The organism is Amycolatopsis sp. NPDC028719, from assembly GCF_055565395.1.
This window is the reverse complement of record NZ_JBVHUL010000003.1, coordinates 472,431-486,299: the sequence shown is the minus strand read 5'-3', so window position 1 is coordinate 486,299 and position 13,869 is coordinate 472,431. Positions and strand designations below refer to the sequence as shown.

General features: G+C 70.8%; 12 protein-coding genes. 5 read left to right on the top strand and 7 right to left on the bottom strand.

Annotated features, from left to right (window positions below; translation table 11 throughout):
* The first annotated feature begins 155 nt into the window (after nt 1-155).
* Complete coding sequence (locus tag ACZ4TR_RS16195) at nt 156-1,370, top strand: macrolide family glycosyltransferase (protein ID WP_465287759.1); 1,215 nt, start codon at nt 156-158, stop codon at nt 1,368-1,370.
* The gene (locus ACZ4TR_RS16190; protein ID WP_465287757.1) at nt 1,367-2,425 is read left to right on the top strand and encodes a ketoacyl-ACP synthase III family protein; all 1,059 of its coding nucleotides are present in this window, start codon (nt 1,367-1,369) and stop codon (nt 2,423-2,425) included. Before ACZ4TR_RS16195 ends, ACZ4TR_RS16190 begins: the two co-directional genes overlap by 4 nt.
* A 632-nt stretch (nt 2,426-3,057) precedes the next feature.
* Here the strand turns inward: ACZ4TR_RS16190 and ACZ4TR_RS16185 are convergent.
* The 4 genes from ACZ4TR_RS16185 to ACZ4TR_RS16170 all read right to left on the bottom strand — a co-directional run bounded on the left by ACZ4TR_RS16185 (nt 3,058) and on the right by ACZ4TR_RS16170 (nt 6,925).
* A complete protein-coding gene (locus ACZ4TR_RS16185; protein WP_364512412.1) occupies nt 3,058-3,204 on the bottom strand; it encodes a hypothetical protein in 147 nt (48 codons plus the stop codon).
* Nucleotides 3,205-3,428: 224 nt separating this feature from the next.
* Nucleotides 3,429-4,121, bottom strand: a complete 693-nt coding sequence (locus ACZ4TR_RS16180) for a helix-turn-helix transcriptional regulator (RefSeq protein WP_465287756.1) — start codon at nt 4,119-4,121, stop codon at nt 3,429-3,431.
* A 381-nt stretch (nt 4,122-4,502) separates the two neighbouring features.
* Nucleotides 4,503-5,687 (bottom strand): cytochrome P450, encoded by a 1,185-nt coding sequence (locus tag ACZ4TR_RS16175; RefSeq protein WP_465287755.1) that lies wholly within the window; start codon nt 5,685-5,687, stop codon nt 4,503-4,505.
* Between the two features lie 26 nt (nt 5,688-5,713).
* Nucleotides 5,714-6,925 (bottom strand): macrolide family glycosyltransferase, encoded by a 1,212-nt coding sequence (locus ACZ4TR_RS16170; protein WP_465287754.1) that lies wholly within the window; start codon nt 6,923-6,925, stop codon nt 5,714-5,716.
* 108 nt (nt 6,926-7,033) lie between these two features.
* Here ACZ4TR_RS16170 and ACZ4TR_RS16165 point away from each other — a divergent pair, with 108 nt between their 5' ends.
* Together ACZ4TR_RS16165 and ACZ4TR_RS16160 are read left to right on the top strand one after the other, a co-directional pair.
* Entirely contained in the window at nt 7,034-8,038 is a 1,005-nt protein-coding gene (locus ACZ4TR_RS16165) for an ATP-binding cassette domain-containing protein (protein WP_364512402.1), read from the top strand.
* Between the two features lie 3 nt (nt 8,039-8,041).
* The gene (locus tag ACZ4TR_RS16160) at nt 8,042-8,890 is read left to right on the top strand and encodes an ABC transporter permease (RefSeq protein ID WP_364512399.1); all 849 of its coding nucleotides are present in this window, start codon (nt 8,042-8,044) and stop codon (nt 8,888-8,890) included.
* Nucleotides 8,891-9,020: 130 nt separating this feature from the next.
* Here ACZ4TR_RS16160 and ACZ4TR_RS16155 read toward each other — a convergent pair whose 3' ends face one another.
* Complete coding sequence (locus ACZ4TR_RS16155; RefSeq protein WP_465287753.1) at nt 9,021-10,247, bottom strand: macrolide family glycosyltransferase; 1,227 nt, start codon at nt 10,245-10,247, stop codon at nt 9,021-9,023.
* A 205-nt stretch (nt 10,248-10,452) separates the two neighbouring features.
* Here ACZ4TR_RS16155 and ACZ4TR_RS16150 point away from each other — a divergent pair, with 205 nt between their 5' ends.
* Entirely contained in the window at nt 10,453-11,946 is a 1,494-nt protein-coding gene (locus ACZ4TR_RS16150) for an ArnT family glycosyltransferase (protein WP_465287752.1), read from the top strand.
* A 1-nt stretch (nt 11,947) separates the two neighbouring features.
* Here ACZ4TR_RS16150 and rfbB read toward each other — a convergent pair whose 3' ends face one another.
* Together rfbB and rfbA are read right to left on the bottom strand one after the other, a co-directional pair.
* Nucleotides 11,948-12,919 (bottom strand): dTDP-glucose 4,6-dehydratase, encoded by a 972-nt coding sequence (gene rfbB, locus ACZ4TR_RS16145; protein ID WP_465287751.1) that lies wholly within the window; start codon nt 12,917-12,919, stop codon nt 11,948-11,950.
* A gap of 19 nt (nt 12,920-12,938) precedes the next feature.
* A complete protein-coding gene (gene rfbA / locus ACZ4TR_RS16140; RefSeq protein WP_364512388.1) occupies nt 12,939-13,826 on the bottom strand; it encodes a glucose-1-phosphate thymidylyltransferase RfbA in 888 nt (295 codons plus the stop codon).
* Nucleotides 13,827-13,869: the final 43 nt, after the last annotated feature.

Genomic DNA, 13,869 nt, shown 5'->3' with positions numbered 1-13,869 from the left:
GACGCGGTGACCGCGTGACGGATCTCGCCGGGAAACTCTGTGGAACCCCCTAGTCGTCCCGGCGTAGAAACGTTCAAAGCGGTTTTGGGGGGAAATAGCCAGAACTTGCGTGGTAGCCGGTGCGTCCCGGGGTGACGGTGCCCGACGATGCAGCGGTGAGCAGGCACATCGCCGTCTTCAGTTTCCCCGCGTACGCCCACGTCGCGCCGGTCCTCCCGATCGTCGCCGAGCTGGTGCGCCGCGGCCATCGGGTCACTTTCGCCGTGGTCGACGAGTTCGCCGCGAAAGTGGCCGCGACCGGGGCCGAAGTACTGCCCTACACCTCGACGTTCCCGTGGGCGACCGGGCTGGGCGACACCGCGTCCGACGGGTACGCGCTGCGGGCCATGCTGGCGTTCATGGGCGAAGGTCTCGCGCCGCTTTCCGCGGCGATGGACCGGTTCGCCGACGACCCGCCGGACCTGGTCGTGCACGACCTGGCGGCGTCCGAGACCGCGCGGCTCATCGCGCGGAAGTGGTCGGTGCCCACGGTGCAGTCGTGCCCGGAGTTCGCCTCCAACGAGCACTTCCGCCTGAACGAGGCGCAGGCCGAGTCGGACTCCGCCGCGCCACCGGACCTCACCGACCCCGCACTGTCCGCGTTCGTGGAGCACGCCGGGCAGCTGCTGGCCGACCACGGTCTGTCCGATGTGGACGCAGGTGGTGGCGACCCCGGTTATCACCTCGTCTACCTGCCGAAGGCGTTCCAGATCCACGGTGAGACCTTCGACGACCGCTTCGCGTTCATCGGGCCGTGCTTCGACCGGACGGCGCCGCCGGGGGAGTGGACCCCGCCCGCCGACGGGCTGCCGCTCGTGCTGATTTCGCTGGGTACCTCGCGCAGCCGGGAGCAGGTGGGTTTCTTCCGCAAGTGCGTGCGTGCCTTCACCGGGCAGCCGTACCACGTCGTGCTGACGCTCGGGCGGTGGGTCGACCCGGCCGAGCTGGGCCCGCTGCCGGACAACATCGAGGCGCACCCGTTCGTCGCGCACGCGGCGCTGCTGCCGCACACGCGCGTGTTCGTCACCCACGGCGGGCTGGGCAGCGCGATGGAGGCACTGCACTACGGCGTCCCGATGGTGGTGACGCCGTCCCAGAGCGACCAGGTGGTGACCGCGGACCGCATCGCCGATCTCGGGCTGGGCCGGGTGGTGTCGCGCACCGAGGTCACCGAGGACGAACTGCTCGAAGCGGTCGCCGCGACCGCGTCCGACCCCGTGATCGCCCAGCGCGTCCGGTGGATGAGCGGGCAGGTCGAGCTGGCCGGCGGGGAGATCCGCGCGGCCGACGCCGTCGAATCGTGGCTGGGAGCGAAAGTGGAGGCGAAGTGAAGCTGGCGGAGGTCTACCTCAGCGGGATCGGCACGTACGTGCCGGCGACCACCGGCGTCGAGGCGGCGATCGAGCAGGGGTGGATGACCGCCGAGGACGCCGAGGCGTCCGGGCTGACCGGCGCGGCCTGCGCCGGCGAGACCCCGGCCCCGGACATGGCGCTGTGGGCCGGGCAGGAGGCCGTGGCCCGCGCGGGCGTCGACCCGGAGGCGCTGGACGTCCTGCTGTATGCCGACAACTACCACTCGGGCCCGGACGGCTGGTTCCCGCAGTTCTGGCTGCAGCGGCACCTGGTGGGCGGCGACCTGCTGGCGGCGCAGCTGCGCCAGGGCTGCAACGGCATGTTCGGCGCGCTGGAGCTGGCCTCGACGTACCTGATCGCCCGTGGCGGCGGGACGGCGATGACGGTGGCCTCGGACAACTCGACGTCCCCGCTGGTGAACCGCTGGCGCTGCCTGCGTCCCGACTTCGTCATCGGCGACGGCGCGACGGCGGTGGTGCTGAACACGACATCCGGCTTCGCGCGGTTGAAGTCGGCGAGCTCGATCACGGTGCCCGAGCTGGAGGGCATGCACCGCGGCGACGAGCCGATGTTCCCCCCGGGCGCGACGATCGGCCGCTTCATGGACTTCGCCGAGCGCATCGACTTCTTCGGGTTCGAGAACCGCGACACGATGCTCCACAGTGGCCTGAACCTGCTGAAGACGCGTTCCGAGCTGATCGACCGGGTGCTGGCCGAGGCGGGCATCGGCCTCGACGGCGTCACGCGCATCGCGTACAACCACGGTTCGCGCAAGTACGTCGAGGACGGGCTGCTGGCGATGCTGGGCATCCCCCTGGAGAAGTCGAACTGGGACTTCGGGCGGGGGCTCGGGCACCTGGGGGCGAGTGACCAGGTGGCATCGCTGGCGAACATGCTCGGGACGGGGCAGCTGGAGCCGGGGGACCACGTGCTGATGGTCGGGATCGCGCCGGGAGTCAGTGTGGCCGGTGCGGTGGTGGAGATCCTGGACGTGCCGGAGTGGGCCGAGGCGGTCGTGCCCCGGGCCGGCTGAGGTAGAACGGGTGGGAGGTCGCCTTCAGCGGACGCGGTCCGGGGAAGGCGGCCTTTTCGCGTGCTCGGGTCCCGCGCCCGCACGGCGCTCGCACGGCACTGCGCCCGCACCGCACTGCGCCCGCACTGCAACCGCACCGCCCGGATCGCCGGCATTGCGCCCGGACCACCCGCGCCGCCCTCACCGCGCCTGCACCGCACCGTGGTGCGGTGCAGGTGACTCGGCCGGGGTTCAAGACCTTTGCCCGGGCACCGCGTCCGTCGACCGAGCGCGGGGCTGGCCAGGGTGGGCGACTTCGCCGGAACCCAGTCGTCAGACGGGGTGAACGACTCTTTCCCCTCGTCCGACGCGGTGAACGGGTCGTTCATGACGTCCGCCTGCCTACCCACCCGGCCGGGGTACCCCGCACCGACCCCTACGGACCACGCCGGACCACCCCCTGAACCGCCCACACCCACCCGCAACGGTCACTCCCCGTGCGACCACGCTTGCCACACTGTAGCCACAGCAATCCACGGGTGGAAACTGACCAACAACTCCGGACTCTCACCGTCCAGGCCCCGGAAACGAGAATCGGGTGGTCCGAGGCCATCCTCGTCCCACCCGATTCACTCGGTCAGCGGAGTACCGGCTCAGCCGCCGCTGCCGCCGCCGTACGCGCCGCCCAAAAGGCGGCTGCGGCGCTTGCGGTTCTTTTCGTCGTCGGCCTTGGCGTTGTCCGCCTTGGTGTCGGACGGCTTCTTCTTGGAATCGTCTTCCTTTTTCCCGAAAATACCCACTGCGCCTCACCTTTCCAGTGCCGCCGCCGTCGTGAAAATCGATCCCTGCCTTCGCAGGATAGCGCAGGGTACTGCCGCGCGCACCCGTCGCGACCCGCATTCGAGGGGATTTCCCGGCTTACGGGAAAAGAGCCGGCCGGGCGCTCGGGCCGGGACCGATGCCGGCGCGAACCGGACATCGAACCCCACCCGGGCGGCCCGGCCGGCCCTGGGAAGCGAAGTGCTCAGCGGATGTACTGCGGGGTCACCTTCGGCGGCCACTGGCCGATGCACAGGATGCCCTGCGAGTACGCCTTCGAGACCAGCGCCGAGCGGTTCGGCGACTTGAACTGCCGCAGCATCGCGCCGACGTGGTACTCGATCCCCTGCCTGCTCAGGTACAGCTTCGAAGCGAGCTGCACGGTCGAAATGCCGGCGGCGACGCCCTCGAGGACCTTCGCGTCGAGCTCGCTGAGGAGCTTGGTCTTCTCGATCGCCGGCCGCGGGGTCTCCACGGCGCGGTCCGGCTTGATCAGCACGACGATCGTGGTGACCTGGCCGGACTGGCTGCGCACCGCGATGCCGGTCAGCCCGCCCGAGAGCACCGGCTGGGCCGGCCGCACGCCCACCAGGCGCGCGCTGAAGCGGTCCCGGCGGCCTTCGTTCAGGCGCGCCAGCTGCTGCAGGGTGAACTGTTTGGCGCTCGGGTGCACGAAGTCCACAAAGCTCTGTCCGAAAACCTCGGACGCGGTCCGGCCCAGCTGACGGAGAAAGTCGCCATTGGCCTCGATCACCCGGAGATCCGGTCCCAGATTCGCGATGCAGACATCGGACAGGTCGAAAGCGGCGACGTTCTGGTTCTGTCTTTCGGCGACGGCCGGCAGGCCGTGCGGTACCGCCGCCGGCCGCTCGGCCAAGGAATCGACACGCGTGTTCATCGAGTTCGAACCCCCAGATTCGTTCTACGTTTCGAGGCATTGTCCACGGACAAAAGGCGTCGACGACCCTCGAGCTCCCCTCCAGAGGGTCGGCGGCAGCTGTCCGGGTGGGTTATTCACACCACCCCAGCGGAAACCTCGAGCCCTTCCCCAGAAGCTCCTCGAGTCCACCCGGCCAGCTGCGCTTCGGTCCGTTTCGTTGGAAACAAACCAAACGACGTCTCGTACGCTAGCCAACGGGTTATGGCCCGTCAATGCCGGCCGGGGGGTTGGGGGCTAACACTGGGGTCCGCCCGGCCGGAGGTACGGCACCCCGGGACGCACCTTCGGTAGTGCGGCATCCGCGCCTTCACCTCCCGCTCGCCGGCGGTTCCCGGCCGGTCAGCCCGCGGTGGTCGTGACCGGCAGCTGCTGCACGCCGAACACGCCGCCGGCGTGGAACGGCACCTCCGCGCCCGGGGCGATCCGCAGGTGCTCGAACCGCTCGAACAGCAGCTCCAGCGCGATCCGTCCTTCGAGCCGCGCCAGCGGCGCACCCAGGCAGAAGTGGATGCCGTGCCCGAACGCGGCGTGCGCACCTGCCTTGCGGGCCAGGTCGAACCGAGCGGGGTCGGCGAACTCGCGCTCGTCGTAGTTCGCCGACACGACCCAGGCCCAGACGATCGAGTCGGCGGGGATCACCGTGCCGGCCACCTCGACGTCGGCCGTGGTCACCCGGACCACGCGCGGGAACGGCGGCCGCAGCCGCAGCACCTCCTCCAGCAGCGGCTCGACCAGCGCCGGTTCGGCCCGGACCCGCTCGTAGACGCCGGGGGCGTCCTCGAGGCAGAGCAGCACGTTGCCGAGCAGCATGGTGGTGGTGACGTGCCCGGCGAGCAGCAGCAACGCGGTGAAGTTGCCGACCTCCTCGTCGGTCAGGCGCTCACCGTCGATCGAGGACTCCACCAGCCGGGTCAGCAGATCGTCGCGGGGCCGCGCGCGCCGGTCGGCGATCTGGGCGTTGAGGTACGCCTCCATCTCCTCGATCGCGATGGCCAGCTTCTCGCCGGTGCTGGGGTCGTCGACCTGCAGCGCCATCAGCGCCTCGGCCCAGCCCCGGAACAGCGCGCGGTCCGTGGCCGGCACGCCCAGCAGCTCGGCGATGACGATCACCGGCAGCGGGTAGGCCAGCACGTCGACCAGGTCGAACTCCGTCGCGTCCGGCTCGACCGCGGCCAGCAGCTCCCGGGTGAGCTCGGTGATCCGCGGCTCGAGGTCGGCGACCACCTTCGGCGTGAACGCCTGGCTGACCAGGCGGCGCAGCTTGCGGTGCTCGGGCGGGTCGATGACCAGCAGGGTGCCCGGGGGCGCCTGGTCCCCGGGCGAGGTCAGGCGCGTCGTGTCCGAAGAGAACAGCTGCGCGTCGGTGCTGACCCGGCGGACGTCGGCGGACCGGAACACGTGCCAGGCCCCCGCATCGTCGCGCCACACGGGCGTGTCCGCCCGCATCTTCTCCAGCCAGGTCAGCAGGGAAGCGCCGCCGTCCGGGGCGATTTCCGGGGCAGCGGTCAGCTCGGTGGTGTCCACGTCGGATTCACTCCTGGGTCAGGCGGTCAGGCGGTCAGTCGGGCCTCGACGCGGTCCGCGGCCGCCGCGGCGCCCCCGGCGTCGGTGATGTGCTCGCGCATCCGGGCCACGCGTTCGTGCGCGCCGGCGTCCTCGGCCAGGCCGGCGACGGCCTTCAGCAGCGACGCCGCGTCGACGTCGCCCGGGTCGACCCGGACGCCGAGGCCGAGCTCGGCGAGCCGGTCGGCGACGATCTCCTGCTCCAGCGTGCGCGGCACGACCACCGGCGGGACACCCAGCGCGAGCGACTCCATGGTGCTGCCCATCCCGGCGTGCGAGACGAACCCGCTCGCCCGGCTCAGCACGGCCGGCTGCGGCACCCACGGGTGCAGCTCGAAGTTCGGCGGCACCGGGCCGAGTTCCGCCGGCGAGACCAGGCGCCCGATCGTCATGACGACGTGCCACGGCGACCCGGCGAACGCCTCGAGGCACGAGGCGAAGAACTCGCGCTGGTGGTGGTAGCCGAAGCTGCCCATGGCGATCAGCAGCACCGGCCGGTCGTCCGGCGGGGTCCAGCCGCCCGCGCGGTCGCCCAGGCAGGGCCCGACGAAGGCGAACCCGTCGTCGAAGGTGTCGCCGCCGGGCTGGAACTCCCGCGGCAGGAACACGAGTTTGGTGTCCTCACGCGCTTGGGCGAGCTCGGCGGCGGACGTGCCGGGCAGGTGCTCGGCGAGCACGTCCCCGACCACCGACGCGGCCTTGGCGAGCGCGGGGTGGTCCGGGTCGGGCGCGGGGACCTTGCCCGCCATCGCGGCGTACGGCGAAAACCGTTCGTTGGCCACGAACGTCGAGCACGACAGGATGGCCGGGATCGACCACTTGCGAGCGAGCAGACGCCCGGTGGCGTAACCGAAAGCGTCGTACACGAAGACGTCCGGCCGGTCGGCTTCGAAGGCGCCGAGCGCGGTCCGCAGCGGCGCGAAGCCTTCCAGCGCCTGGGCGAGGCCCGCCTCCGCGACGACGTCACCGGTGATCTTCTCCGGGATCGCCACGGTGTCCCAGGACTTCGGCACGTGGGATTCGTAGGGCAGCACGGTGGCGCCGGTGGCGCGCACGGCATCGGCGTACTGCCCGGCCACGACGTAGCTCACCCGGTGGCCGCGCCGCACGAGCTCGGCCGCGACGGGCAGCGTGGGGTTGAGGTGCCCGTGGGCGGGATAGGTGAGGAAGGCGACGTGGCTTCCCGGCGGGGGAGTCATGACTCGAAAGCTAGTCGCGCGCGGCAGGCAGTCAACCATGTCTAGGCGAACCCCTCGGGTCCCGCGGTGAGCAGGGAAAAGGGTATTCCTCCTGTGTTAACTGTTGCCATGTCCGATTCGGCGCAGCGGAAGGAAGCGGCCGTGAGCCTGTTCGTCGAGGCCGAGGGAATCACCAAGACCTTCGGCAAGGTCCGCGCGCTGGACGACGTCAGCCTGCAGGTGCCGCGCGGCACCGTGTGCGGGCTGCTGGGCCACAACGGCGCCGGCAAGACCACTCTGGTCAACGTGCTGACCACCTTGGTGACGCCCACTTCGGGCCACGCCAGCGTCGCCGGGCTGGACGTGCAGCGCGACGCCGTCACCCTGCGCAGCCGCATCGGGCTCACCGGCCAGTTCGCGTCGGTCGACGAGCAGCTTTCCGGCTTCCGCAACCTGATCCTGATCGCCCGCCTGCTCGGCGCGTCCACCAAGGAGGCCAAGGAGCGGGCGGACGAGCTGCTGACCGCGTTCGGCCTGCGCGAAGCGGCCGCGCGCCCGGCGAAGACCTACTCCGGTGGCATGCGGCGGCGGCTCGACCTGGCCGCCAGCCTGGTCGGCCACCCCGACGTGATCTTCCTCGACGAGCCGACGACGGGCCTCGACCCGGCGGCCCGGATCGCCATGTGGGAGATCGTGGAACAGCTCGTGCGCGACGGCTCGACCGTGCTGCTCACCACGCAGATGCTCGACGAGGCCGACCGGCTCGCCGACAAGATCGTCGTGCTGGCCCAGGGAAAGGTGATCGCGGCGGGCACGTCGGCCTCGCTCAAGGCGCAGGTCGGCAAGCGCACGGTCACCCTGACGCTGGCCGACAAGCCCGACGCCGAGCGCGCCGCGGACGCGGTGCGCCGCGCCGGGATGGACCCGCGGGTGTCCGGAGTGGACGAACTCGCGGGGCTCGCGCTGACGGTACCGGTGGAGAAGTCCACCGACCTCGTGCGCGTCGTCCGCGCGCTCGACGACGTCGCGGTCGAGCCGGTCGAGCTGGCACTGGTCGACCCGCGGCTCGACGACGTGTACCTCGCGCTCTCCGGCGGGCCGGCCGATTCCCCCACCGACACCGAGAGGCACTGACCCATGAGCGCACCGACCACCTTGTCCGCTTCGGACCATTCCACTGTGGCCGGACCGGGCGGCAGCGGTCCGTGGCGGGGCACCTCGGTGCCGATGCAGATCATCATCCTGACCGGCCGTTCGCTGCGGGCGGTCGTGGCGTCCCGGGCGCTCGTGCTGCTGGGCCTGCTGCAGCCGCTCATCATGCTGATCCTGTTCAGCCAGGTGTTCGCGAGCCTGGCGGGCACCAGCTCGTTCCCGGCCGGGGTGTCCTACATCGACTACCTGATGCCGGCCGTGCTGGTGATGGGGTCGCTGTCGGTGGCGCTGCAGTCCGGCGTCGGCCTGCTCGACGACATGCGCAACGGTGTCGTGGCCCGGTTCCGCACGCTGCCGATCGCGTCGGCGTCGGTGCTGGTGGCGCGCAGCCTCGCGGACGTCGTGCGGCACGCCCTGCAGCTGGCGATCATGCTGGTGCTGGCCGCGACCCTGTTCGGGTTCTCGCCCGGCGGCGGCTTCACCGGCGTGCTGCTGGCGTGGCTGATGTGCATCGCGGTGGGCTGGTCGCTCAGCTGGATGTTCATGGCCATCGGCGTCTGGATCTCCAACGTCGAGGTGATGCAGGGCGTCACGTCCATGGTGATGTTCCCGCTGATGTTCGCGTCTTCGGCGTACGTCCCGCTGTCTTCGCTGCCCGCGTGGCTGCGCGCGGTGGCGACGGTCAACCCGCTGACCTACTCGGTCGACGCGTCCCGGAACCTGGCGCTGGGCAACCCGGTGGGGGTGGGGGGCCTGGCGGCGCTGGGCGCGGCCGGCCTGATCGGCCTGACCGGCGCGATCGTCGCCACGCGGGGCTTCCGCCGCTCCGCCTGAGATTTCGGATGCAGTGAATGACTCATTCCTGGCGCCCGGCGCCAGGAATGAGTCATTCACTGCATGGGGCCGGGCGCTCACCCGTCCGCCGCCGCCGCCGAGCGGGCCGGGTTCAGAACCCTGTTTTCGCCTACGGGAGCAGGGCTTCCAGGGCGTCGGCGGCCGCGGGGGCGCCGCCCGCCTGCTCGATCTCCTTGGCCATCAGCGCGAGCCGGGCGGGCAGCGAGTCGTCGGCCGCCAGCGCCGCCACCGCGTCGAAGATGACCTGCCCGCTCGCCTCGGTGACCGGGACGTGCCGGCCGAGGCCCAGTTCCGCGATGCGGTGGGCGTTGGCCAGGGTCTCGCCGCTGTGGGACACCGCGACGATCGGGACCTCGTAGCGCAGCGCCTCCAGGACGCTGCCCATCCCCGCCTGGCACACCAGCGCGGACGCGTGCTTCAGCACCGACGGGTGCGGCATCCAGTTGTGCGCTTCGACGCTCGGCGGCAGCTCGCCGAGTGCGGCGAGGTCGGCGCCGCGGCCCAGCGTCAGCACCACGTGCCACGGCGTGCCGCGGAAGGCCTCGATGCAGCCGGTGAAGAACCCGAGGTCCTTGCTCATCGACGTGCCCAGCGAGATCAGCACCACGGGCCGGTCGTCACCCGGCGGGGTCCAGTGGCCTTCGAGGACGGAGCAGTCCGCGGTCGGGCCGACGAACAGGTACCGCTCGCCGAACGTCTCGCTCCCGTAGTGGAACGCCTTGGGGATGTAGACCAGGCGCGGCTCGTCGCCGATCGGCGTCAGGCTGGCCATCGCCAGGTTCGGGTCCAGGCCGTGGCGCGTGAGCAGCGCCGAGACGCCCGCGCCGAACTCCTCGCCGAACCGCGCGAGACGCGGGTCCCGGTGGTCGAAGCCGGTGGCGGCGGGGTGGTCCTCGGGTGGCTGGGGCGAGCCGGGGATCTCGTCGTCGTCGTTCTCGATGAAGACGGGGCAGCTCTCGACGAGCGGGACGTCCCAGGCGCGGGCGAGCACGCGGGCGGCGTTGCCGCTGATGGTGTCGTGGACGATGAGGTCGGGCCGGTCGCCGGAAAGCCGGTCCAGCGCCGGTCCGAGCGCCGCGAAGCCTTCGCGCATGAGGTCGATGATCATCGTCACCGCGTCGTCGGCGCTGTCGACCTTGGTGACCGACGCGGGGAAGTCCGAGTGGTACGGCAGCACCTCGGCGAGGCTGTCGCCCAGCAGGCGCGCGAACTGCTCGGCGACGACGAACGTGACCCGGTGGCCGCGCTCGGCGAGCGCTTCGACCGGGCCCAGCATCGGGTTGATGTGCCCGACGCCCGGAAAGCTGAAGAAGACGATGTGCCGGCCCTGGGTCATGGCTGCAGTATCGCGAAAAAACCCCAGTTCAGAGCCGATTCACAGGCGAAGTCTAGGGGAATCGCTACCCTCACTTTCCGTGGTGAAACATCACTTCCGAGTGACTACGAAGGTTGCGAATCCGTGCCGCTTGATCGACTTTTGTTGCCTCGGCTGAGGACTCCCGGCCGCAGAAACGCAAGGTCCAGCCGGGTCTACTTGAGCTATGACCCTTACCAGTGAGACCACCGACAGCCGGCCGGGCCACACGCGCCCGGCGTTCGCGCGGACTCCGGTTCTCCTGATCGCGGGAGTCGCCGGAGCCCTGCTCCTCATCGCCAGCCGGAACTACGGGTTCTCCTTCGACGAGGCCTACTTCGTGGTGGCCGGCCGCGACCACCCCGCGTGGGGTTACTTCGACCAGCCGCCGCTGGTGCCGTTCCTGGCCGCGGGGCTGGACCACCTGTTCCCCGGCTCGCTCGTGGCCCTGCGGCTGCCCGCCACGCTGGCCGCCGCCGGCGGGATCGTGCTGAGCGCGCTGATCGCCCGCGAGCTGGGCGGCCGCCGCGTCGCGCAGACCGTCGCCGCCGCGGCGTACGCGATGTCCGGTGCCACGCTGATCTGCCACTACCTCGCGACCTACTCGATCGACCCGTTCTTCTGGTCGCTCGTCGTCTGGCTGGTCGTGCGGTGGACCCGGCAGCGGCGCGACGGCGGGGCCGACGACCGGCTGCTGTTCGCCGCCGGGCTCGTCACGGCCGTGTCGCTGCAGACGAAGTTCCTGGTCCCGGCCTTGTGGGTGACGCTCGCCGCCGCGTCGCTGGTCTTCGGGCCGCGTGACCTCGTGCGCCGGCCGCTGCTCTGGGCGGGTGCGCTGGTCGCGACGCTGACCACCGTGCCGACGCTGGTCTGGCAGGCCGTCCACGGCTGGCCGTACACGCGGATGTCCGAGGTCGTCGCCGCCGAGTTCCCCGGCACCGGCCCGTTCCTGCTCGAACTGCTGTCCGGGCCCGGCCTGGTGATCGGCGTGCCGCTCGCGCTGTTCGGCTTCGGGCGCCTGCTCGCCGCGCGCGACCTGCGGCCGTACCGCTTCCTCGGCGTCGCGTTCCTGCTGCTGATCGTGGCCTACCTGCTGACGTCGGGCCGGTCCTACTACGTCTACAGCCTGTACGCGCTGCTGTTCGCGGCCGGCGCGGTGGGCCTGCAGGACGTCAAGTGGCCCACGGCCGCGAAGGCGCTCGGCTGGCTCCTGGTCGCGGTGTCGGTCGTGCAGGCGCTCGTAGCACTGCCGATCTACCCGAAGTCCTGGGCCGAGCGCATTCCCGACGTGCCGCTGGTGCCGTTGACGGCGAAGGTCTTCGTGCAGTCCGACGGCCAGCTCGGCCAGCTCTCCGACGCCGTCGTGAAGGTCTACGCCTCGCTGCCGCCGGAACAGCGGGCCCGGACGGCGATCATGACCGACAGCTACGCCTTCGCCGCCGACCTGCAGCTCTTCGGCGGCGAACGCGGACTGCCGGACGTCTACAGCGCGCACCGCGGGTACTTCTACTTCGGGCACCCGGACGAGAGCGTCGACAGCGTCCTGTTCGTCGGCGACGCGAGCCCGCTGGTGGCCGGGGCCTTCGCCCACCGGCAGGAAGTGGTGCCGCAGCTGATGACCGTCTTCAGTGGGCGGACCATCGCCTGGGACGAGCTGTGGCCGCGGTTGCGCACGCAGTAGCTCAGCCCTTGAGCGGCTCCCACCACCCGCGGTTGTTCTTGTACCAGTCGACGGTGTCGCGCAGGCCGGTGTCGATGCCGACCCGCGGGGAGTAGCCGAGTTCGGTGGAGATCTTCGTGATGTCCACCGAGTAGCGGCGGTCGTGGCCCTTGCGGTCCTCGACGGGCCGGATCGCGGTGTGGTCCCGGCCGGTGATGGCGAGCAGCCGCTCGGTGAGCTCCCGGTTGGTCAGCTCGGTGCCGCCGCCGATGTTGTAGACCTCGCCCGCCCGGCCGCGCTCGGCCACCAGCTGGATGCCGCGGCAGTGGTCGTCGACGTGGAGCCAGTCGCGGACGTTGAGGCCGTCGCCGTAGAGCGGCACCTGGAGTCCGTCGACGAGGTTGGTGACGAACAGCGGGATGACCTTCTCGGGGTACTGGTAGGGCCCGTAGTTGTTGGAGCAGCGCGTGATCGAGGCGTTGAGCCCGTGGGTGATGAAGAAGGAGCGGACCAGCAGGTCGGAGGCCGCCTTGGAGGCCGAGTACGGCGAGTTGGGGGCGACCGGGTGGTCCTCGGGCCAGGAGCCTTCGTCGATGGAGCCGTAGACCTCGTCGGTGGAGACGTGCACGAACTTGCCGACCTCGCGTTCCAGCGCGGCCTGCAGCAGGGTCTGGGTGCCGAGCACGTTGGTGCGGACGAACTCCGCCGACCCGGCGATCGACCGGTCCACATGGGACTCGGCGGCGAAGTGCACGACCAGGTCGGTGCCGGTCAGCTCCCGCTCGACGACCTCCGGGTCGCCGATGTCGCCGGTGACGACCCGCAGGCGGTCGTCGGCGGCGACCGGCGCCAGGTTCGCCCGGTTGCCGGCGTAGGTGAACTTGTCGAGCACGACCAGCTCGTCCGGCTCGAAACCGGGGTAGTGGCCGGAAAGCACGTTGCGGACGTAGGCCGAGCCGATGAAACCGGCGCCGCCGGTGACCACCATGCGCATGGGAAGGATCCTCCGGGGTTCAGACCGCGGTGAGCGGCCGCGCGCGGCGCGCGAAGTCCATGACGTACTCGCCGTAGCCCGAGCTGCCGATCCGCTCGCCCAGCGCGTAGCACTGGTCGGCGTCGATGAAGCCCATGCGCAGCGCGATCTCTTCGAGGCAGGCGATCTGCACGCCCTGGCGGGCCTCCATCGTCTGCACGTACTGCCCGGCGTCCAGCAGCGACTTGTGGGTGCCGGTGTCCAGCCAGGCGAAGCCGCGGCCGAGGTCGACGCAGCCGGCGCGCCCCCGGTCGAGGTAGACGTTGTTGACGTCGGTGATCTCCAGCTCGCCGCGCGCGGACGGCTTGAGCCCCTTGGCGATCTCGACGACGTCGTTGTCGTAGAAGTAGAGGCCGGTGAGCGCCAGGTTCGACTTGGGGTTGGCCGGCTTCTCTTCGATGGAGATGAGGGTGCCGTCGGCGTCGATCTCGCCGATGCCGTGGCGGTGCGGGTCCGAGACCTCGTAGCCGAACAGGACGCAGCCCTTGAGATCGTGGGTCGCGGCGCGCAGCACGTCCGAGAAACCCTGCCCGTGGAAGATGTTGTCGCCGAGGATGAGAGCCGACGTGTCGTCGCCGACGTGCTCCTCGCCGATGATGAAGGCCTCCGCGAGACCGTTCGGGTGGGCCTGCTCGGCGTAGCTGAGCTGCAGGCCGAGCTCACCGCCGTCGCCGAGGAGCCGCTTGAACGCGGGCAGGTCGTGCGGGGTGGAGATGAGCAGGATCTCGGTGATGCCGGCGAGCATCAGCACCGAGAGCGGGTAGTAGATCATCGGCTTGTTGTAGACCGGGACGAGCTGCTTGGAGACGCCCAGCGTGACCGGATGCAGTCGGGAGCCACTGCCGCCGGCCAGGATGATGCCTTTCATGTGGGCCCCAGGTTCTTGGTCGGGAGGATCGCGGTCGGCCCGA